Raw genomic sequence first — 20,031 nt, forward strand, 5'->3', positions numbered from 1 at the left:
GGTTTGCGGATGGAGCACCCCGGGGAGCCGGACCCTGCCCAGGACGGGCCGGTCCTGGCCTTGGAACGCCTTGGCCAGGACATGCTGGCCAAGGTCGGCGGCAAGGCGGCCAACCTGGGCGAGCTGGCACGGGCCGGCCTTCCGGTTCCCCCCGGCTTCTGCCTGACCACCCGGGCCTACCTGGACGCCACGGCATCTCCGGCGCTGGCGGACGTGCACCGGGCCCTCGCCGCGACCACCCCCGATGACCTGGCAGGGCTGGCTGCGCTTGCCGCGAAGGCCCGCGCGCTGGTGCTCGACGCCGACGTCCCCGCCGGCATCGACGCCGCCGTGCGCGCCGCCTATGCGGCGCTGGGCGCGGACACCGCGGTCGCGGTGCGGTCCTCCGCGACCGCCGAAGACCTGCCGTTCGCCAGTTTCGCCGGCCAGCAGGACACATTCCTGAACGTGGTCGGCGCGGACGCCCTGCTGGCTGCCGTCCGCCGGTGCTGGGCCTCCCTGTGGACAGACCGCGCGGTGACGTACCGGGCGGTGCAGGGGATCGAGCCCTCCGCCGTGTCCCTCGCAGTGGTCGTCCAGCGCATGGTGGACGCAGCCGTGGCCGGAGTGCTGTTCACCGCCAACCCCGTGACCGGCCGGCGGCACGAGGCCGTCATCGACGCCAGTCCCGGGCTGGGCGAGGCCGTGGTGTCGGGGGCCGTCAACCCGGACCACTTCGTGATCGACGGCGCCACGGGACGGATCCTCGAGCGGCGCATTGGGGACAAGGGCATGCTCATCCGTCCCCTGCCCGGCGGCGGCACAGAGCGTGTGCCCCAACCTGGCGCAGGGGCGGCGCCCAGCCTGGACGATGCCCAACTTGCCGCGCTGGAACTCCTGGGCCGCCGCGCGGAGGTGCACTTCGGCTCGCCGCAGGACCTTGAATGGGCCATCGGCCAGGACGGCACCGTGTGGCTGACGCAGTCCAGGCCCATCACCACGCTGTACCCGATGCCGGACAGAACGCCGTCCGGACCGGCGCCGCGCGTCTATCTCTGCTTCAGCCTGGCCCAGGGGCTGACCCGGCCCCTGACGCCGATGGGCCTCGCCGGCATCCGGCTGATTGCGTCCTCAGTCGCGGGGGCAGCGCATTTTCCCGTGCCGGTGCCCCGTGACGGGCCCGCACCGTACGCGGAGGCCGGGCAGCGCATTTTCTTCGATCTCACGCCCGTTCTCCGGAGCAAACCCGGGCGCGCCATCGTCCCCCGGGTATTCGACATCATGGAGGCGCGATCGGCGGCCGTGCTGCGCAACCTTTTCGCCGATCCCAGATTCTCCGTCACCATAAGATCGCCCTGGCCGCTCCTGCGCCACATCATTCCGGTGGCGGCGCGGGCGAGAGTCCCGGAAACCCTGATCCGCGGCCTTATCCGGCCCGAGGAGGCGCTGCGCCGGTCCGACCGGGTGGGCGAACAGCTCAGGGCCGCACTCACGGTGCCCGCCGGCGCCACCGCCACACAGCGCCTGGACCACGTCGAGCGGATCCTTGGCCGGCACGTCTTTCCCGTGGTTCCGGCCATCCTGCCGCTGCCCGCTTTGGGGTTCGCCTTGCTCGCCGCGGCCGGAAAACTCGCGGGGAGCCCCGGGAACGGGGCGCTGCAGGAAGTCCTGCGGGGCCTGCCCAACAACGTGACAACAGAAATGGATCTGGACCTCTGGTCGCTGGCTACAGCCATCCGCAACGACCCGGCGTCGGCTGCGGTGTTCGGAGAACCGTTGCCCGAGTTAGCCCGGCGTTACCGGGCCGCGGATCTTCCCGGCGTCCTGCAGTCCGGGCTGTCGGACTTCTTGAGCCGGTACGGCCACCGCGCCGTGGCGGAGATCGACGTCGGAATGCCCCGCTGGTCTGACGACCCGACCCACATCATCGGGGTCCTGGCCAACTATCTGCGTGTGGATGATCCCGCGCTCGCCCCGGACCGGCAGTTCGGCAAGGCGGCGCGTGAGGCTGAGGCGCAGGTCGGCCGGCTTGTGGCTGCAGCGCGGCAGCGCAGCCGCCTGCGGGGTGCACTGGTGCGGGCAGCGCTGCGGCGGACCCGAATGTTCGCGGGCCTGCGTGAACTGCCCAAGTACCATCTCGTGGAAGCGCTCGGCGCCGTCCGCCAGCAGCTTGCGGCTGTGGGGGCCGAACTCGCCGCGGCCGGGACCATCGATGCGGCGGACGATATCTTCTTCGTTGACCTGGCCGAGGCGCACCGGGGGCTGGGCGGCGCGGCGCTGCAGGGTGTCGTGGCGCAGCGCCGGGCGGCGTACGCGGCTGAACTGGGCCGCCGGCGCATTCCCCGCGTGCTGCTCTCGGACGGCACCGAGCCCGAGGCAGTGCAGGCCAACGCTGTTCAGGTCGGCGCTGACGGCAGGGCCGGACAGCTCTCCGGGACGCCGGCCTCGGCCGGCACCGTCATGGCCCGGGCTCGCGTGATCCTGGACCCCCAGGGCGCGCACCTGGAACCCGGCGAGATCCTCGTGGCGCCGTCCACGGATCCCGGCTGGACGCCGTTGTTCCTGACGGCCGGCGGCCTCGTGATGGAAATGGGCGGGCCCAACTCCCACGGCGCCGTCGTGGCACGGGAATACGGGATCCCCGCGGTGGTGGGGGTCCCCGACGCGACGGCGAGGATCGCCACGGGCGACAACCTTACGGTCGACGGCGCCGCCGGCACCGTGACGCCCTCCAAGTAGCGCCGGCCTAATAGCGCCGGGCCGCAACGGCGGCGGGGCCCGCACGTCTGCGCGGGCCCCCGGCTCGCTACAGTGGGGCCATGAGCGAAGTGCGCGGTTCCGAGGGCGAGGACCCCGGGACCACCGGAATACCCGCCGCGGGCACCCCGGTACCTGATACCCGGTCGCCCGATAACCCCCGCTCCGAAACCCCCGGGTCCGGCGCCCCCGGGTCCGCGGACCCGGACGCGTGGCTGCCGGCGTGGCTCGTGGAGCGTCCGCTCACGGCCGGCTGGGCGTGGGCCGGGTTCTGGGCAGTGCTGATCGTGGCCGATGAATTCCTGGATCTGGCCGGCTGGTCCTGGTATGTGCTGGTCGGCATGGCCGCGCTGCCGACGCTCCTGGCGAGCCTTGCCCTGCTGCACGCCACCCCGCGCCGCTACCTGAAGCCGCGCCGGGACTCGGTGCTGGACCACTTCTTTGTCCGCTTCCTTGCCCTGATCGCCGCCTTCCTCGTGTGGGGGGTGTCCGTGGTCATGAGCGCATCGATTTCAACAACCGTTCAGACGCTCGTTGGCGAGTCCGAACGCGAGGTCACCGCGGTGGGCTTCAACCTCCTGCTGGCCGGGATCCCGTTGGTGGTCTCCGTGCTGTGGCTGGCCTTCATCATCCGCTGCGCCTGGTTCCTGCGCCGGCTCCGGGGTTGGAAGCAAACACCGGAGCCTGGCACTGTGCCCAAGAAGTTCCTGCGGGACAGGCCGCGGCTGAAGCGCGTGGTGGTGGGCCTCGCCCACCCCGGGCTGCTGCTCGTGGCGGGCCTTGGCACCTCCGTGCTCGCACTCCTGCTTGGCTCCGTGGAACTGACCATCAATGTGCTGAAGTGAGGCAACCAGGCCGCCGGGGCCAGGCGTACTGTTGACCTATGAGCTGCACTGAAGCGCGCATTCCTCAGACGCGGATATTTGGATCATCTCTTGCCGGGGCGCGGTCACGATGACCCGCAAGTGGCTGCGCTGGCTGCCCGCCGTCGCCGTTCCTGCCGTCATTGCCGCCGGCGCGCTGGCCGGATCCCTGCCCGCGAGGGCGGGGGATCCCCTGCCGCCCAGGACGCCGGAGCAGGTGCTGCAGTTGATCGCCCAGCACCGCGAGCCTGCCCTCTCCGGAACCCTGGAACAGTCCTCCGAGCTTGGTCTTCCCGAGCTCCCCAAGACCGGAGCCGGCTCGGACTCGTCAGGCACGGCCTGGCTCGAACTGCTGACAGGTCCGCACACCGCGCGGGTTTATCGCGACGGCCCGGACAACGCCCGCATCCAGGTGCTGGACCGGCTGGCCGAGCGCAACGCCGTCCGCCACGGCAACGAGGTTTGGTTCTACAACTCCAAGGACAACACGGCCTCCCACCTCCAGCTCCCGGCCGGCACCGCCGACCACTACGGATCCGGTAAAGACGTCACGGCCACGCCCGACCAGCTCGCCGCGATGTTCCTGGCCAAGGTCGACCCGAGCACGGACGTGTCCGTCGGCGCCGACGTCCAGGTAGCCGGACGGGAGGCCTACAACCTGGTGCTCACGCCAAGGTCTGACGCCACCTTGGTCTCATCCATCGCGGTTGCCGTTGACGGCCAGACGGGTCTGCCGCTGGGCGTCGAGGTCAAGGCCCGGGGGCAGTCAGAACCCGCCTTCCGCGTCGCCTACACGAGTCTGACCCTCGGTGCCCCCGACGCGTCGGTCTTCACGTTCAGCCCGCCGCCGGGCGCCACCGTCAAGGAGATCCAGGTCCCGGAGCATCAGGAGGGCAAGGAGTCCGCGAACGCTACGCCGCCGGCAGCCAAGGACAGCACCCACAAGCCGGTTGTTACCGGCTCCGGCTGGGAATCGGTCGCTGAGTTCCCGGCGGGAACCGCCGGTTCGACGCCGGACGCGGCGGCACTCCTTGAACAGGCCACTGTTCCGGTCCAGGGCGGCAGGCTCTTGTCCACTGCATTGGTGAACGTGCTGGTGCTCGACGACGGACAGGTCTTCGTCGGCTCCGTGCCCCTGGAGCGGCTCCAGGCCGCTGTCTTGCAGAAGTGATTACGGGCGCGGTATCCGGCGGCCGTCCGGTGACGGCCGCGTGAGCACCGGCGGGCCGGGGGCCGAGCTGAGCATCGAGACCAGGGGGCTGACCAAACGGTTCGGCCAGCAGTTGGCCGTCAACGGCGTCGATCTGGCCGTGCCGAAAGGCGCAGTCTTCGGATTCCTGGGCCCGAACGGCTCGGGGAAGACCACCACCATCAGGCTCCTGCTCGGCCTGGCCACGGCCACCGGCGGCACCATGCGCGTCCTGGGCGAGGACATGCCCCGGAAACTTGCTGACGTGCTTCCCCGGGTCGGGGCGCTGGTCGAGGGGCCGGCGTTCTACCCGTTCCTCTCCGGCGCTGCCAATCTGCGCCGCATGGACGCCGCGGACCCCTACGGTTCGGCGGCGACGCGGCGCGCCCGTGTCCAGTCAGCCCTGGAACGGGTGGGTTTGACGCACGCCGCGGACAAGCTGGTCCGGGCCTATTCGCTCGGTATGAAGCAGCGGCTGGGGATCGCCAACGCCCTGTTGGCTCCGCGCGAGCTCCTGGTGCTGGACGAGCCCACCAATGGACTGGATCCGCAGGGCACCCGTGAAGTGCGGAGCCTGGTGCGCTCCCTCGCGGCGGACGGCGCTACGGTGTTCGTCTCCAGCCACCTGCTGGCCGAGGTCGAGCAGATTTGCACGCATGCTGCCATCATGAGCGCGGGCCGGCTTGTGGCGCAGGGAACCCTGGCGGAACTGCGCGGGGCGGGCCAGGCAAGGATCCGCGTGCTGACCCCGGATCCGGGCGCGGCGGCGCAGGTGCTGACCGGCCTGGGCCTTACGGCCGCCCTGAGTACCGACGGCCGCACTTCCGGAGGCGCTGGTTCGGGTGCCGCTGGCTCCGGGACGGACGCAGCCCTGTTCGCTTCGCTGCCTGCGGCTCCGCCAGGCGCGGCGGCCCGGGAAGATGCAAGTTCGGCTCTGGCCGTGGAACCGGAAGCTGTAGTGGCTGCCCTCGTGGCGGCGGGGGTCCGGGTCCGCGGCTTCGCGACCGAACAGGCCAGCCTTGAGGACCGCTTTGTGGCATTGACGGGGGAGGGGTTCGACGTTGTCCAGTAACAGCTCATCTTTGGGCGATCCATCAGCCGGTCCGTCAGTCGCCCCGGCCGGCGGCCGCAGTGGAGCGGCCGGCGGCGCGGGCGGCGACGCCGGGGCAGGCCGTCCGCCGGTCCGGCGCGGATCCCTGACCGGCGGACTGCTGGCGTCCGAGCTCGGCGTGCTGTTCCGCCGCCGCAGGACGTGGGCCATGTTGTGCGCGCTGGCGGCCATCCCGATCCTGATCGCCGTGGCGGTGCGGGTCTCCTCGGCTGTACCGCCGGGCCGCGGGCCCGCCTTCCTGGACCGGATCGCCCAGAACGGCCTGTTCGTGGGCGTCACGGCCCTGGTGGTGTCCGTTCCCCTGTTCCTGCCGCTTACCGTCGGCGTCGTCGCCGGCGACACGATCGCCGGCGAGGCCGGGCAGGGAACCCTGCGCTACCTGCTCGTGGCCCCGGCCGGGCGGGTCCGTCTCTTGATCGTCAAATATGCCGGGACGGCTCTGTTCGTGGTCGTTGCCCCGCTCGTGGTGGCCCTGACCGGGGCCGGAATCGGCGCGGCGCTCTTCCCAGTGGGACCGGTGACGCTGCTGTCCGGCGACACGATCGGTCCCGGCGAGGCAGTGGTCCGGCTCCTGCTGATCGCAGCCTACCTGGCCGTTTCACTGCTGGGGCTGTCGGCGATCGGCCTGTTCATCTCGACCCTGACGGACGTGCCGGTGGGGGCCATGGCGGCCACCGTGGTGCTCTCGGTCGTCGCCCAGGTCCTGGACGCGCTGCCGCAGCTTGAGTGGCTGCATCCCTGGCTGTTCAGCCACTACTGGCTGGACTTTGGCGACCTGCTCCGCCAGCCGGTGTCCTGGGACTCCTTTGCCGTCAACGCCCTTCTGCAGGGCGGCTACATCGCCGTCTTCGGCGCGCTGGCCTACGGCAGGTTCATCACCAAGGACGTGCTCTCGTAGTCGACCGACGTGCCGCTGCGTAACCGGACCCAGGAACCGGGCCTCAGTATCGGGCCGCGTAGCCGTACAGCTGCATCCCGGACATGGCGGCAACATCGGTCACAGTGATGCCGGCGTCCGGGTTGAGTGCCTGGACCACGCGGCCACCGCCTATGTAAATGGCCACGTGGTAGAAGCCCGGGGACGAACCCCAGACAAGCAAATCGCCGGGGCGCGCCTGGGAGAGCGGGACATGGACGGGGGCCTGGGCGAACTGCTGGGAGGCAGTGCGGGGCAGGTACTTGCCGGCCGCGGCGAACGCGCTCTGCACCAGGCCCGAGCAGTCAAACCCATAGGTCCCGGTTCCGCCGTACTGGTAGAAGAACGGCGATCCGGTCTTGCCGAGCGCAACTGAAATGGCGGTCTGGTTTGACCCGCCGGAAATCGGCGCAGGAACGGGCGCCGGCACCGGAACAGGTGCGGGAACCGGAACGTGAATCGGCGCGGGATCAGGGGCAGGCGCCGGATCGGGGGCGGGCGCAGGTGCAGGTGCTGGAGCAGGTGCTGGAGCAGGAGCAGGTGCTGGAGCCGGTGCCGGAACGGGAGCCGCCGGCCCTTCGGCCGGAGCCGGAGCTGCCGGCTGCTGCGCGGCCGAGTCGTCCCGTCCCGGTGATGCCGGGGCAGGCTGCGAACCCGTGCCCGGCTGTGAACCGGTGCCAGGCTGCGGCGCGGGACCGGCCGCCGCGGTCAGTGCTGCGAGCCGGTCCTGCTGGCGCTGGCGGTCGAGGGCGTCCACCCGGGCCGATTCCAGCGCCGCCGTAGTGTTTCTCAGGCTTGCCAGCTGGTCCACGAGCGCGCTGCGCTGCTCCTTGGCGTCGGCCACCACCTGGCGCTGGGCCGCGGTGGCGCGATCGGCGTCGACCTTGCGGTCTTCCGCGGCCGCGGCGGCCTCGTCGGCGGCACGGTTGGCGTCCGCTGCGGCTTCGGTCAGTGACTGCGCGGCAGCAGCAGCGGTTTCCGCGGACTCGAACGCCCGCGCGCGTCCGGCGGTTACAGCCTCCAGCGTGGCTGCATCCTCGAGGGCCTGTCCGGTGCCGCTGACAAAGCTGCTGAGGGCAGGATTCAGGCCGCCGTTACGGTACAGATCCCCGGCCAGTTGGCCGATCTGCTTACGGGACTTGGCCTGTTCCGCTTCGGCGGCGGCAGCCCTGGCGGCCGCTACAGCCGCCGCGTCACGGCGCGTGGCCAGCTCCACGAGGGCCTCGCCGTACGCGTTGTTTGCTTGCAGGGACGCGGCCAGGCTGGCTTCCTGGCCGGCTGACGCGTCGGCCAGAAGCCCATCGATCCTGGTGACCTCCGCCGCCGTCGCGCTTTCACTGGACTTGGCGGCTGAGATCTCTTCAGGTGAGGGGATCTCCGGCGACGCCGGAACCCGGACGGCGGCCGCCAGCGGCTTGGAGACCGGCGCGGAAGTCAGCGGTGCGGCCTGTGCCGGGAGCGCGAGCGTTCCAAGAAGGACGACGACGGCGCAGAGCACAGCAGTCTTGTGACCGGATCCGGTCCAGCTCATGGGCAACCCTCGAGGTCTCAGGCTGGAATGAGCGAGGTCGGAATTTGACACATGAAAGCCCCTCTGCGGATCACCCAGCAGGCATGAGGCTACGGGTCAATGGTCACTTTGGCAACACAAGTCACATGAATAACATAAACAACACTGGCCTTTTTGAAGGCCGCGACAGCGGGCCTTCAGTCTCTGACTGGCCTCAATAGGCAAAGTCTCCCTGGCCAGTGATGTGGTCGAAGTCGATCGTCTCGAAGATAATTCCCGCACAACATGAAATGAATCAGGTTCTATTAGGTGGGAAGGCGCGCGGCATGAAGATGCTCCGACTCATTTGGGATTCCTTAATGTGTGTGACAGTTGGCGTTTTCGGAAGCTTGGTAGGGTGGCTCCTTGCCAAGGCGCCGTCAGGCGTCATACCAGATTACTGAAATTTATTCAGTGGATTTTCGGAGCCGCAGGGACATGGAACAGTCCACACTGACCGCTGACGTCATCGATACCTTGAACCTTCCCGCGTACCCTGATCTGGGCGATCTAGTGACTGCGGTCGAAGAAAAGTACGGCAAACGTCTGGTCTTCGAGGAAGGCACAGTGGACAGCCTTGGAGAAGGTGTCACCGGTCAGTGGATCGATACCCCCAGCCATGGCATCGTCCGCTACCTGCGGGGTGCCAAGGCCTGGAGTGTCCACGTCGTGCTACATGAACTTAGCCACATCCTCTTGGGCCATAAGGGGAAGCCTCTCGACGGACTTATCGCGGGGTCTTTCTTCTCCGGTATTGGCAAGCGGAACGGCGTCAGCTGGATGTGCCGTGCAGTGGACGTTCCCCTGGACGAGGCGGAGGCTGCCGCCGAAAATTTGGCCTTTGGCCTGGCCCGGGTTCTGCATGCCACGCCCGTGAAGGAGGCCACGAAGGCCGAACGAGTGTTTGGCCTATGACCGCCGCTGCGTTCTGGATCTTGGCAACAGTATTTGCCTTTCGCCTATATTTTGTCGCTCGCTGGGGCGCTTCAACGGCCTTTGTTGGTGCGATCGGAATCGGTGTCCTCGGCCTCTTTCTTACAGGTGTCGTCGTACCCGAAGAAACCATCGATGCGGCCGTTGGCGGCGTCAACTTCCTGCACCTTGTTCGCAATTTGTGTGTCACAAGCGCCGTCTGGCTGGTACGGGAGGGAATCTTCGCTGCCTACTCTCCGGATGAGAGCTACCGGTCACGCCTTAGTCACCGCCCGCTTGCTGCCGGCCTCGGAGCAGCTGCGATTACCGTTCCGTTCCTGTTCCAGCGCTTCGTTCCGACGACTCAGAGCTACGTGCCGGAAAACGTCCAGCAGTTGCCGGTCTTCATCTACGCCAGCGTCTACATGGGCATTTTGGCGCTGTTGGCCGTTTCTGTTCTTCGAATTTGCCTCCGGCCCCAGGAAAGCCTGCCCGTCCGCGTGAGTTCCCGGGTTGTTGCATCCGGCATGGCTCTGGTCGCACTCGCGTCGGTCGAAGAGATCGCCTACATGACCGCCTTGCACACCGATGTGGGCGGTTCGTCTCTCCACCACGTTCTGTACGTCCTGTTCAATCCGCTGTTCTACGGCGGGGTTCTGCTGACTTCTCTCGGGCTTGGCATCCCGCCAGTGGTTAAGGTGTGGCGCCGCCTGCAGCTTTGGGACCGGGCCGCCTTGGTCTTTCTTACGGCCATGCTGGGCAGAGCATATTGGGGACTCTCCCGTGCGGCGTGGCTGGCGGCCATTGTGACCGGCTTCTATGCGAAGCACCCTTCCGTCCGCCTGTACCAGTACGTTATTCGCTCCAGCGATCACAAGGTCGCTCTCTCGGGGCGATCCACACCCATGCTTGCCGACCGTGTCCTAGACGCAGTCCAAGCCCGATTTGATGGCGGCGTCGGTTCTCTGGAATCTGTGCTGCCGGTAAAGGCACGTCAGTGACAGCAGAAACCACGACCCTAACCACATCAGAGAGGTCCTCCACGGCCATTGGGCGTGTGGCTCGGTCCGCAACCGAGATTGCGCAGCCGCCGCTGGTGTTGTCCCTCCTGCTGATTTTGGCTTCTCTGCTGAGTGACCAGTGGATGGTCTCCATCTGGTCGGGCATTATCGCTGCCCTCTTCATCTGCCTGGTGCCGTTTTCCGTCGTACTGCTGCTTGCCAAGAGGGGCCAGTTGACGGACCACCATGTTGGGGACAAGAAACAACGCCGCCCGGTCATGCTCTGGACCTTGGGCTCGTCGCTGCTTGGCTGCGCAATCCTCTCGATCATGGGCGCACCCCAGCCAGTCTGGGGGCTAGTTGGCGGGATTCTCTGCGGGATTGTGGCGCTCATTCTGGTCAGCCCGATTTGGAAGATATCGGGCCATGCAATGACATTGGGCGGCGCGACCGTGTCAGCTGTACTGATGTTCGGCTGGCTGGGGCTTCCGTTCGTTGTGGCGGCCCCTCTTGTCTGCTGGTCCAGGGTCTATCTCCGGGACCACTCAGCTCCACAGGTCATTACCGGGTTCATAACTGGCGTAGTCGCTTTCGGAGCCTCATATACTCTCATTGTCGGCTGATTCTTCGCGTGGCATCCCACGAAGCCACCAGGCCTGGCAAACGGTGCAACCATGACGGATTAAAAAGGAGGGCTGTGACTTCGCTACAACTGGGAAAGCGCTGCCCTCGGGATGTGGCCGCCTTTGTTGGCCGGGAGCAGGATCACGCGTGAATTCGAACGACAACCCTATAGATTCCCGCAGCGACAAAGAGGTTCTAGCCTCAAAAATCCAGCTTCTTCTCGACATCGTGCATGCCAAAGACGCCGACAGTTTCACGTATGAAGACGTTCGACAGGGTCTCGCGGAACAAGGGCTCACGCTCACAAGGACGCGGTGGCACCGGTTACTGGCCGGCTCTCCTGATAACCGCTGGGATCCGGAGCTACTGAAGGCACTGGCGTACTTCTTTGACGTTGACGAGAACTACCTGCTTCAGCGCAGCGGTCCGATCCCGGAACGCGTCGAGGCTGAACTCCGCCTGATAGAGGCTTACCGCATTGCCGAGGTAGAGCACTTCGCCGCGAGGGTCCTGGGAGAAGTGAACGTGGACGCTCTTCGCGCGGTGACTGAAGCTCTCCGAAACCTTCCGCCCAGGCCCGAGAAAAAAAGTCCGTCCAACTGAAAAATTTTCACTACTGAATTTTTTTCAGTAGACTCTGAAGCATGGGGTGCTCCAGGCGCCCGCATGGGGGCTTGAGAACCAATGCTCGGGAACGTCGCGCTTTGGCCGGTGGGGCCAGGTAGCAAGGGTCCTGGTCGGCGCCGCTGTTACGCCGGGCCCGTGTGCCGGCGGCGGGGCACCGTCCGGCGCTTGTTTGTCGAGGTGGTCGTAGATCGTGGAGCGCGGGACCTGAATCGGATCGGCGATGCGCTGAACGGCCTGGTCCCCGGCGTCGTAGAGCAGAGGGGCGTGGTGGACCTGGTCGGGGTTTCAACGTTCATGCGTTGAAACCGCGGTTTATCTACCTGATAGAACGTCTTATCCAGGACTGGTTCTCTGGGTACCGCAGGACGAAATTCTATCCGAAGAGTCGCCATAAGCTGTGCTGGAATTATCTTGTCCCGGGAACGGGGCAAAGGGGAGGGGGATGATGTCGCGGTGCAGGAATTATCGGTGGTTGTCGGTGTCTCGGAGGCTCAGTTGCATTCAGTTCTCAATGCAATCTTTCGTTTCAATTCGCAGACGCGAGCCTTGTTCAGTCGAGCAACGTCGCCACTCGAGCTCGCTGCCGATTGCCGGGCGCATCAGGCCGACCTTGTCGTCGTTGATGCGCGGTTGCACCGCGGCCATGCGGCCCCCGACCTCCTTCCCGTACTGAGCTTCTATCCACAGGCCCATCTCATCGTCTTCATCGACGCCGGCGCATCCGAGAGGATCCGGGACGTCATGGATGCAGGTGCCCGCGGAATTCTCACGAGCGATGCTTCGGTTCGCGAGATCCAGGGTGCGGTATCCGACGTTACGGCGGGCCACGTCTTCTTGTCCCGATCCGCTCTCATCGGTTTGTTGGAGGTGGTGCGGAGAACGCGTCCCGCCGAACAGGTGCTGTCCCGCACCGATCTGCCCGCACTGACGAGCCGGGAACGCGAGGTTGTTGAGTGCCTGGGTCAGGGCCGGTCCAATCGAGACATCGCGAGGGAACTCGGTGTCTCGGAGGCGGCCATCAAGGGCCACCTCTCACGCATCATGGTGAAGTGGTGCGTCCAGGATCGGCTGCAGGTGCTCGTCGCCGCCCTCGAGGCCGGCGTGCTCCGCGTCGGGCCGCAGGTCGGGAATGTGCTCGGGTCCGAGGGGCTCGAACCGGCTGCCACCCGGTAGTCAAATTCCCTCGTCATTTATCCAAAAGTATATATCTAAAGGATAATAGAATACTGTTTAGTGATCCATCTGAAAAATAATGTTGACAGCGTATTGGGGGATTCCCGAAACATCATCATTCGCTTTCAGAGGGGGACTATAAATGGGTGCCGTATTGAGGTTTGTTTGGTGGGTCCTGCAGCAATTCTGGCGTTGGGGAGTCGGGGTCGTGAATTCGATCGCCCGGTGGGCCAGAAACAACTGGGGGACGGTCCAGCGGTGGCTTGAGCGGGGCGTGACCTTCGGTACGATCGCCCAGTGGATCATGCAGATCCTCGGGATCGGCTGACATGAGTCTGGCACTGGTGTGGCCGGGGCCCACGGCCCCCGGCCACACCAGTGCTCCGGGAATACCGAGTACATGTCGTTAGCAGAACATACAGAAGGGGGCTCAGTGGCCAGCACACAGGCTGACGGCCGGGGCAAATGGTCGGCGTCGGGCCGGGCCGCGCGTACGCATGCCTATGCGCTGACGCTGCCGCCGGTGGCCTTGCACTACCTCATGATCCGCTCCACCGTCGAGGTGCTGATGACGGGAGCCCTTGCGTGCGGTCTGGCACTCTGGCTCGTCCCCGACGGCTGGAGGCTGCCAACCCTCGTTGTCATGGCGATCCTCATCATCTCCGGTCTGATCGTCGATGTGCCGATTGTCAGCCGCCTTACGATGCGCCACACGTCATACCACGTGGGCGCCGATGCGGTGCGGATCAAACGGGGTTACCTCCTGTCCAAGGACACGGTCCTGTCCACCGCCCAGATCCTGAATGTCTCCATCATCGAAGGTCCGCTGTTGCGGCGATTGGGCCTCGCTAAAGTCAGGTTCACCACCCTCAACCACGTTGAACCGCTGGGGCCCGTGGAACGTGGTGTGGCCGTAGAGATCCGTCGGCAGGCGTTGTCCACCTATATAGAGGCGTCCACCGGTGGGCACTGACGCCCCGCAGCGGCTGCCCGCCAAGGCCATGGCGGCGATGTCCCTCCGTGGAGCCCCGAGCGTGGTCAGCCTGTTGATCGGCGGATTCCTGTACTGGGACCGGCCCGGGCTGTGGCCCGGGCCGGCGGCCGTCTACCTGATCGGCGGCCTGCTCATCCTCCGGCTGGTCCACCCCGTCTACGCCTGGGCGACGCTGAGGTACGCGATCTCTAAGGATGACTTCTCCCTCACCCGCGGGCTGTTATTCAGAACCACGAGCACGACCGCTTGGCGTGACGTCTTGGTCGTGGACATCGACTCACCCTGGGCCTTCCGCCGGTTCGGGCTGGGGGTCGTCTCCCTGCGCTCCGGCGGCCAGGACGATGCGAAGATCGATGTCCCCGGCATCGACCACGCAGACCTTGAAGCCATCGTGGGGTTGGCACGGGCCCACGGGGTTCCGGGGGCACAGTCTGCACGCTCCGGCAGCGCGGCCAGTGGCGTCCACGGCACGGTTCCGGGGTTGTCGGATACGACGGGCCGGACCGTGTTGTACACGGCCAGGCGGAGGGACCTCGCGGCCGCCAACCTGATCTATGGCCATGTGGTGGTCCTGGGGACCGGTGCCGTTCTCGCGGTGGTGGATACGGCGGACCAACTGACGATTTTGGACGGTGCCATGGAGGTCTTCGGCTCGCATCCCTTGGCGGGAAGCTTGGCGCTGTGCGGGGCGGTCCTCCTCGGCGGATCGGTCGCTGCGGTGGTGAAATACCATGAATTCACGGTGAGCAGTGATCCTGCTGGGTTGTCCATCAGATACGGATGGCTCTCCACCAATCAACGTGACGTGAGGTCCTCGGCCGTCGGCGGGATCACGGCACGCCGCAACCTCATCGAGATGCTTCTCGACCGGGTCCGGGTCGCGCTCCTTACAACGGACTCGGATGCACAGATGGGAACCAACATGGTCCTCCCGTCGTTGCCGCGAAGGCAGGTGACGCAGATCCTCGACACATCGCTGCCCGAGCTTCCGCGCCCGGCCCTTCTGAAGTCCTCGGGCCGCGGATCCGTCGCCGGATCGTTGGTGCTCTTCGCAGCGATCGGCGTACCCGCACTCGGTTTCGGTTGGGTTCTGCACCGCGTGACAGGTGGCGCCCTCGTCCTGGCCGCGGTGGCAACAGTGGCCCTCTGGTGCGTTCTCTCCCTGGTGGTCCGCCTTGCCAGGGCCCGGTTCTCGGTAGCGGGAAACAGGGTCGGTTGGGTCAGCCGTTCCTTCGTTGACCATGAGGTGGTCCTGGCCGCCACCAGCCTGCACTCCGTGTCCGCCACCGGGGCTCGGGCAGCTAGGGTGTCCCTCGTGCGGGCCCACTACTTCGCGGGTCGGCCCAAGACGTTGGCTGCGCTCAGCTTCTCCCGGGCGGTCCCGGATCAGATGGGCCGCCTGGTGGAAGACACCTCACCGGAAATCGCCGCCCTCCGGAGGCACCCCACTGTCAAGCAGCCCACCACCGAGGAGTTTGTTCATCCATGATCCACGTCGACAACCTGAGCAAAAGCTTTGGCAGCAAGAGGGTGCTCCAGGACGTTTCCTTCACCGCCGAACCGGGGCGGGTCACCGGATTCGTCGGACCCAACGGCGCAGGGAAGTCCACCGTGCTGAAAATCATTGCCGGGCTGGTGCGTCCTGACGCGGGCACCGTCAGCGTCAACGGAAAAGACTTCTCTCAAGCCCTGCTTCCGGGGAAGACCATGGGACTTTTCTTATCGGCGGAATGGCTCCCGGAGCAGGCCACCGCTGCCGGCATCATCGACTACGTCTGCCGTACGCAGGGACTGCCACTTTCGTGGGGCAGAGACACCCTCGAGACGGTCGGACTGGCAGGCGTGGCCCAACACCGGGTCCGCACCTTCTCGTTGGGCATGCGTCAGAGGCTGGGCATCGCCACGGCGACCGTGAGCCGTCCGGACGTACTGGTCATGGACGAACCCATCAACGGGCTCGACCCGGACGGGATTGCCTGGATCAGGTCGTTCCTGAGTTCTGCGGCGTCACAGGGTGCAACGGTCCTGCTGTCCTCACACCATATGGCCGAACTGGCAGAAACGGCCGATGACATCGTTATGATTGGCGGTGGCCGGATCCTCGGGCAGGGGAGCATCGGGGATTTCGTGTCCCATCCGGACGAAACGGGGTACTACCTCGAGTCCCCGGACCCCGAGATCCTGCTGGTTGCCATGGCACAAAGGGGTTTCCGCGCCACGCGCGAACGGGGGGGAATACTGGTCCATCATACGAACCCGACCGAGCTTGCCTCCGTCGCCTTGGAGTCCGGTGCGGGGATCTCGCATCTGTCCCGGGTGACCCGAAGCCTCGAAGACACCTACTTCGCGGTCCTGGCCCGGAGCGCATCCGGGGGAAGGGAATGACCATGACCGAATCACAGATCGACGACCGCACCACGATGGCACCCGAACAGAGGTTTGGCGCCGTGACCAGGGCCGAGGCGCGCAGGCTCCTCCGGAAGGGCGGCGTGCCCATCCCGGTCATCGTCGCGATCACCGCGGCGGTGGCGAGCGGGATACTGACGATGCTCATCATGAAGTCACTGGCCTCGGAACCCACCAGGGTCATCACCACCACATCCGTCGAAACCGGTGCGTTTGTCAGTGCGCTGGTCCTCTCTGTGGCCGCCGTCTTCGCGGTTGGGCGGGACCACACTGGGCAGCTGGGCCTGGCGCTGTCACTGACACCGAAACGGGAACGGCTCTTCATGGCCAGGGCCCTGTCCTGGGCTGCCCTGACGGCAGTCAGCACGGCCTTCGTCACGATCGTCCTCGCGGGACTCGGACTTGTCCTTTCTGGAGGCGACTTTGTCGGGTCGGGGCTGCTGGGCGTGGCGGCAACCGTCGTCGGCAGCACCAGCATGGTGCTGGTTGCCGTGGCCCTGGCCCATCTCGTGGGACGGGCCTTCGGGTCCGTGTTACTGCTCATCGGCGTCAACGTCCTCCTGCCCCTGGCGGTCTTCGCTGTGGGCGCCATGATCCCTGAGCAGGCGGCCGGGGCTGTAGACGCCTTGGTGAACGTGACACCGACGCCTCTGTTCATGCGGGCCATCAGCGCGACGACAGTCGAGGAGCTGGGACTGGGTCGCCTGCTCATCGGCCAGTTCGGTCTTGCGGTGTGGGCCCTTGTCCTCGGCGGACTGGCGCTCACCGTCTTCCGCCGCCGGAACCTTTAACGCCTTCCCTTGAGCACGGCTCACCCGCCGGTATCAGCACCACACACGACAACGAAGGAAACCATGGCAGAGATCAAAGACCGGCGTCATGCGGACAGTTCCTCTCGGAGAAAGCCGCCCGGTGAACCGGCGTCGATGGTGGCACTGTTCGTCACCATCCTGGTCGTCAGCATTGGGCTGGCGCTGTGGGCGGACATGAACATCGGCCTGCGCGGGCTCATCGCCATCGTCGCTGGCATTGCCGCGGCCGCCATCACCCTGACCGTGGTCAACCGGAGCGTGGCACGGGTGGGTCGGCGGGACCGGACCCCTCAGGTGACGGTCCCGCTGGTCGTCGTTTACGGTTGCCATCAGAGGGGCCGGGACAGCTGGCACTGCGCCGGACCGTGGTCCGCCGGGCCGGCGCCGTCATTGACGGCAACCGGTACTGGCGGCGGCTGCTGTCCTTGGCAGCGGCGGCATCGGAGAGAGGCTTGCGCCGCCCGACTGAGAAATTTTCACTACTGAATTTTTTTCAGTAGACTCTGGAGCGTGACATGCTCCAGGCGCCCACTATGGCCTGACCGTGTGCATTGAGTGGCATCAAAGGTGTAGCCCCTACGACAGGTTTGGGGGGTGGTAGGGGCTGCACCCCCGCGGCATGCGCACCTCAGGGGACGTACACGCTGCCCCATCCCAGACGCGGCCGATCTCCGCAGGGCATTGCCGAGCGCCGGTGCCGGGTCAGGCGTGCTGGTGGGCCTCGTGCTCCGAATGCGTGGCGGGCTCGAGCTGGAACGTGCAGTGTTCGGTGTCGAAGTGGGAGCCCAGGCAGCTAGTGAGTTTGTCCAGGACGCGGTCGGCGCCCCGGGCACCCAGCGCCGCGTCCTCCACCACCACGTGGGCGGAGAAGACGGGGACGCCCGAGGTGATGGTCCAGATGTGGATGTCGTGGACGGACACGACTCCTTCCACGGCGAGGATGTGTTCGCGGATCATCTGCACGTCCACACCCTTGGGGGTGGCCTCGAGGAGCACGTCCACGACGTCGCGCAGCAGGTGCCAGGCCCGGGGCAGGATCATGAGGGCGATGAGGATCGAGGCAATGGTGTCAGCCGCCTGGAACCCGGTGACCATGATGACCACCGCCGCCGCAATGACGGCAAAGGACCCCAGCAGATCCCCCAGGACCTCGAGGTAGGCGCCGCGGACGTTCAGGCTTTCCTTCTGGGCGCCGCGCAGGATCAGCAGGGATACCAGGTTGGCGACGGCGCCGAGGACCGCCGCGGCGAGCATGATGTCGGTGTGGACCTCCGGGGTGGCGCCGAGCCGGCGGATGGCCTCGGTGAAGATGACCACCGAGATCACGATCAGGACCAGGGCGTTTGCCAGCGCCGCCAGGACCTCGGCGCGCTGGTAACCGTAGGTGCGCAGATCGCTGGCGGGCCGGGCGGCGATCCACGCGGCCAGCAGGGCGATGAAGACGCCCGCGGCGTCGGAGAGCATGTGCCCGGCGTCGGCGAGCAGGGCCAGGGACCCGGAGACCACGGCGCCAATCGTCTGCACGAGCACGACGGCGAGCGTGATGGCCAGGACGGCGACCAGGCGCTTCCGGTGCTTCCCGGTGGCGGTTACACCGTGCGAGTGGCTGTGGTCGTGTCCCATGCCTACAAGGCTATCCCCAGCCGAGCTCGTGCAGGCGCGCGTCGCTGATGCCGAAGTGGTGGGCGATTTCATGGACCACGGTCACGGTGACTTCCTCGATCACCTCATCCCGTGAGGCGCAGATGTCCAGGATGGGCTGGCGGAAGATGGTGATCCGGTCCGGCAGCGAGCCGGCGTCCCACCAGGAGTCCCGCTCGGTCAGGGGAACCCCTTCATAGAGCCCGAGCAGCACGGTGTCCGGATCCTCCCCGGGCTGCGGGGTGTAGTCGTCCTCGATGAAGATCGCGACGTTGCTCATGGTCTTCGCCAGCTCCGGCGGGATCCGGTCCAGGGCGTCACTGACCGCGGCCTCGAAATCGGCCTCGGACATCGGGAAGGGTCCGTCAGACTCGCCGCCACCGCCGTCACTGCCGTCCCCGCCGTTCGGAACGATCGGCAGGCCGGGCGGGAGGGATGAAGGCATAGGGAAACTCTAGCGGGACCGGCGCCGGGTCAGCCCCACACCCACCAGGCAGATCACGCCGCCCACCAGGCCCCAGACGGTAGGAATTTCGCCCAGGACCAGCCAGGAGATCAGGATGGTGGTGCCCGGCACCAGGTAGGTGGTGGCGGCGAGGCGCCCCGCGTCAATCAGGGAGAGCGCGTAGGCCCACGTGGTGAACGCGATCGCAGTGGGGAAGATGCCCAGATAGACCAGGCCCAGCGTGGCCGGCAGGGGAGCGGCCTGCAGCTCGGTGATCAGCTGGCCGCTGAAGGGCAGGCAGCAGAGCGCGCCCACCATGATGCCAAACCACGTGGCCTGGGCGGCCGGGAACTTGCGCAGCACCGGCTTTTGGACGATGACGCTCACGGCGGCCAGTGCGGCCGCGAGCAGGCACAGCAGCACACCGGCCACGTCCGCCGTCGACCGCTGGCCGGATCCCAGCGCTATCACGGCCACGCCTCCGAACGCGATCAGGCTGCCGATGATCAGCCAGCGCGGGAAGCCCTCTTTCAGTATCACGCCGGCCATCACGGCGACCAGGATGGGGTTGACGTTGATCAGCAGGGCTGCCGTGCCGGCGTCCAGCATGTGCTCGGCGGCGTTCAGGGCCACGTTGTAGCCGCCGAACCACATGACGCCGTAGGCCAGGATGGGCCACCATTCGCGGCCCCGGGGCAGCCCCCTGAGCTTCGGCACCACCAGCAGGCCCAGCACGACGGCGGCGACCGCCAGGCGGCCGAGCGTCAGGGAACCGGGGGAGAAGCTCGGGCCCACGGCCCGGATGCCCACGAATGCCGAGGCCCACAGGACCACGGTGACGACGACGGCGGCGATACCGAGCCTGCTGATCGGGGCCGGCTGTCCGGGACGGGTTGGTGCGGGTTGCGGGGCGGGTGCGGGGGCAACGTTCGCAGACCCTTCGTGGGGGCGTGCGGACGGAGTGGGGCCGGATGCGGAGGTTGTAGCCATGCTGCCAATCTAGCCGCTACAGCACGGTCAGGACTGGCGGTA

At 66.8% G+C, this 20,031-nt stretch carries 20 protein-coding genes; 16 read left to right on the forward strand and 4 right to left on the reverse strand.

The genetic code is table 11. The features are described 5' to 3' along the window. Positions 1-9 precede the first annotated feature (9 nt). The 5 genes from AC1DR1_RS08245 (at position 10) to AC1DR1_RS08265 (ending at position 6,797) form a co-directional block, all read left to right on the forward strand. On the forward strand, positions 10-2,718 hold the full coding sequence (locus AC1DR1_RS08245) for a PEP/pyruvate-binding domain-containing protein (RefSeq protein WP_229994739.1): 2,709 nt from the start codon (positions 10-12) through the stop codon (positions 2,716-2,718). Positions 2,719-2,798: 80 nt separating this feature from the next. Next, the gene (locus tag AC1DR1_RS08250) at positions 2,799-3,581 is read left to right on the forward strand and encodes a hypothetical protein (RefSeq protein WP_229994740.1); all 783 of its coding nucleotides are present in this window, start codon (positions 2,799-2,801) and stop codon (positions 3,579-3,581) included. Positions 3,582-3,690: 109 nt separating this feature from the next. Then, the gene (locus AC1DR1_RS08255) at positions 3,691-4,770 is read left to right on the forward strand and encodes a LolA family protein (protein WP_229994741.1); all 1,080 of its coding nucleotides are present in this window, start codon (positions 3,691-3,693) and stop codon (positions 4,768-4,770) included. A gap of 40 nt (positions 4,771-4,810) precedes the next feature. Next, positions 4,811-5,860 carry an ABC transporter ATP-binding protein gene (locus AC1DR1_RS08260; protein WP_229994742.1) on the forward strand — a complete coding sequence of 350 codons (1,050 nt, stop codon included), beginning with the start codon at positions 4,811-4,813 and terminating at the stop codon, positions 5,858-5,860. A 187-nt stretch (positions 5,861-6,047) separates the two neighbouring features. Then, complete coding sequence (locus tag AC1DR1_RS08265; protein WP_229994758.1) at positions 6,048-6,797, forward strand: ABC transporter permease; 750 nt, start codon at positions 6,048-6,050, stop codon at positions 6,795-6,797. A gap of 43 nt (positions 6,798-6,840) precedes the next feature. On the opposite strand, the gene AC1DR1_RS08270 is transcribed toward AC1DR1_RS08265, so the two are convergent. Beyond that, entirely contained in the window at positions 6,841-8,346 is a 1,506-nt protein-coding gene (locus AC1DR1_RS08270; RefSeq protein ID WP_229994743.1) for a C40 family peptidase, read from the reverse strand. Positions 8,347-8,802: 456 nt separating this feature from the next. On the opposite strand from AC1DR1_RS08270, the gene AC1DR1_RS08275 reads away from it, so the two are divergent. The 11 genes from AC1DR1_RS08275 to AC1DR1_RS08325 all read left to right on the forward strand — a co-directional run bounded on the left by AC1DR1_RS08275 (position 8,803) and on the right by AC1DR1_RS08325 (position 17,399). After that, a complete protein-coding gene (locus tag AC1DR1_RS08275; RefSeq protein WP_229994744.1) occupies positions 8,803-9,279 on the forward strand; it encodes a hypothetical protein in 477 nt (158 codons plus the stop codon). Next, complete coding sequence (locus AC1DR1_RS08280; RefSeq protein ID WP_364746966.1) at positions 9,276-10,277, forward strand: hypothetical protein; 1,002 nt, start codon at positions 9,276-9,278, stop codon at positions 10,275-10,277. Before AC1DR1_RS08275 ends, AC1DR1_RS08280 begins: the two co-directional genes overlap by 4 nt. Beyond that, positions 10,274-10,900 carry a phosphatase PAP2 family protein gene (locus AC1DR1_RS08285; protein ID WP_229994746.1) on the forward strand — a complete coding sequence of 209 codons (627 nt, stop codon included), beginning with the start codon at positions 10,274-10,276 and terminating at the stop codon, positions 10,898-10,900. The genes AC1DR1_RS08280 and AC1DR1_RS08285 overlap by 4 nt, the downstream gene beginning before the upstream one ends. 148 nt (positions 10,901-11,048) lie before the next feature. After that, positions 11,049-11,504, forward strand: a complete 456-nt coding sequence (locus tag AC1DR1_RS08290; protein ID WP_229994747.1) for a hypothetical protein — start codon at positions 11,049-11,051, stop codon at positions 11,502-11,504. A 570-nt stretch (positions 11,505-12,074) separates the two neighbouring features. Then, on the forward strand, positions 12,075-12,701 hold the full coding sequence (locus AC1DR1_RS08295; protein ID WP_229994748.1) for a response regulator transcription factor: 627 nt from the start codon (positions 12,075-12,077) through the stop codon (positions 12,699-12,701). Positions 12,702-12,909: 208 nt separating this feature from the next. Beyond that, the gene (locus AC1DR1_RS08300) at positions 12,910-13,029 is read left to right on the forward strand and encodes an aureocin A53 family class IId bacteriocin (RefSeq protein ID WP_229994749.1); all 120 of its coding nucleotides are present in this window, start codon (positions 12,910-12,912) and stop codon (positions 13,027-13,029) included. Positions 13,030-13,134: 105 nt separating this feature from the next. After that, positions 13,135-13,674 (forward strand): PH domain-containing protein, encoded by a 540-nt coding sequence (locus tag AC1DR1_RS08305; protein WP_229994750.1) that lies wholly within the window; start codon positions 13,135-13,137, stop codon positions 13,672-13,674. Beyond that, on the forward strand, positions 13,664-15,184 hold the full coding sequence (locus tag AC1DR1_RS08310) for a PH domain-containing protein (RefSeq protein WP_229994751.1): 1,521 nt from the start codon (positions 13,664-13,666) through the stop codon (positions 15,182-15,184). Before AC1DR1_RS08305 ends, AC1DR1_RS08310 begins: the two co-directional genes overlap by 11 nt. Next, positions 15,181-16,080: an ABC transporter ATP-binding protein gene (locus AC1DR1_RS08315; protein ID WP_229994752.1), complete on the forward strand. Its 900-nt coding sequence runs from the start codon at positions 15,181-15,183 to the stop codon at positions 16,078-16,080. Before AC1DR1_RS08310 ends, AC1DR1_RS08315 begins: the two co-directional genes overlap by 4 nt. Before the next feature lie 2 nt (positions 16,081-16,082). Further along, entirely contained in the window at positions 16,083-16,892 is an 810-nt protein-coding gene (locus AC1DR1_RS08320; RefSeq protein WP_476992431.1) for a hypothetical protein, read from the forward strand. 63 nt (positions 16,893-16,955) lie between these two features. Next, complete coding sequence (locus AC1DR1_RS08325; protein WP_476992432.1) at positions 16,956-17,399, forward strand: hypothetical protein; 444 nt, start codon at positions 16,956-16,958, stop codon at positions 17,397-17,399. A 216-nt stretch (positions 17,400-17,615) separates the two neighbouring features. On the opposite strand, the gene AC1DR1_RS08330 is transcribed toward AC1DR1_RS08325, so the two are convergent. The 3 genes from AC1DR1_RS08330 to AC1DR1_RS08340 are packed head-to-tail and all read right to left on the reverse strand — an operon-like array spanning position 17,616 to position 19,989. Next, entirely contained in the window at positions 17,616-18,536 is a 921-nt protein-coding gene (locus tag AC1DR1_RS08330) for a cation diffusion facilitator family transporter (RefSeq protein WP_229994755.1), read from the reverse strand. A 10-nt stretch (positions 18,537-18,546) separates the two neighbouring features. Further along, complete coding sequence (locus AC1DR1_RS08335) at positions 18,547-18,999, reverse strand: metallopeptidase family protein (protein ID WP_229994756.1); 453 nt, start codon at positions 18,997-18,999, stop codon at positions 18,547-18,549. A 9-nt stretch (positions 19,000-19,008) separates the two neighbouring features. Then, the gene (locus AC1DR1_RS08340) at positions 19,009-19,989 is read right to left on the reverse strand and encodes a DMT family transporter (RefSeq protein WP_364746979.1); all 981 of its coding nucleotides are present in this window, start codon (positions 19,987-19,989) and stop codon (positions 19,009-19,011) included. Positions 19,990-20,031 lie beyond the last annotated feature (42 nt).

This window comes from Arthrobacter sp. P4_F10, assembly GCF_056401435.1.

What these genes read in the sequence shown, in the direction of transcription:
- AC1DR1_RS08315 (WP_229994752.1), top strand. Translation starts at nt 15,181, where the DNA reads ATGATCCACGTCGACAACCTGAGCAAAAGCTTTGGCAGCAAGAGGGTG.
- AC1DR1_RS08330 (WP_229994755.1), bottom strand. Translation starts at nt 18,536, where the DNA reads ATGGGACACGACCACAGCCACTCGCACGGTGTAACCGCCACCGGGAAG.
- AC1DR1_RS08275 (WP_229994744.1), top strand. Translation starts at nt 8,803, where the DNA reads ATGGAACAGTCCACACTGACCGCTGACGTCATCGATACCTTGAACCTT.
- AC1DR1_RS08340 (WP_364746979.1), bottom strand. Translation starts at nt 19,989, where the DNA reads ATGGCTACAACCTCCGCATCCGGCCCCACTCCGTCCGCACGCCCCCAC.
- AC1DR1_RS08270 (WP_229994743.1), bottom strand. Translation starts at nt 8,346, where the DNA reads ATGAGCTGGACCGGATCCGGTCACAAGACTGCTGTGCTCTGCGCCGTC.
- AC1DR1_RS08325 (WP_476992432.1), top strand. Translation starts at nt 16,956, where the DNA reads ATGGCAGAGATCAAAGACCGGCGTCATGCGGACAGTTCCTCTCGGAGA.
- AC1DR1_RS08280 (WP_364746966.1), top strand. Translation starts at nt 9,276, where the DNA reads ATGACCGCCGCTGCGTTCTGGATCTTGGCAACAGTATTTGCCTTTCGC.
- AC1DR1_RS08250 (WP_229994740.1), top strand. Translation starts at nt 2,799, where the DNA reads ATGAGCGAAGTGCGCGGTTCCGAGGGCGAGGACCCCGGGACCACCGGA.
- AC1DR1_RS08320 (WP_476992431.1), top strand. Translation starts at nt 16,083, where the DNA reads ATGACCGAATCACAGATCGACGACCGCACCACGATGGCACCCGAACAG.
- AC1DR1_RS08265 (WP_229994758.1), top strand. Translation starts at nt 6,048, where the DNA reads ATGTTGTGCGCGCTGGCGGCCATCCCGATCCTGATCGCCGTGGCGGTG.
- AC1DR1_RS08335 (WP_229994756.1), bottom strand. Translation starts at nt 18,999, where the DNA reads ATGCCTTCATCCCTCCCGCCCGGCCTGCCGATCGTTCCGAACGGCGGG.
- AC1DR1_RS08245 (WP_229994739.1), top strand. Translation starts at nt 10, where the DNA reads ATGGAGCACCCCGGGGAGCCGGACCCTGCCCAGGACGGGCCGGTCCTG.
- AC1DR1_RS08255 (WP_229994741.1), top strand. Translation starts at nt 3,691, where the DNA reads ATGACCCGCAAGTGGCTGCGCTGGCTGCCCGCCGTCGCCGTTCCTGCC.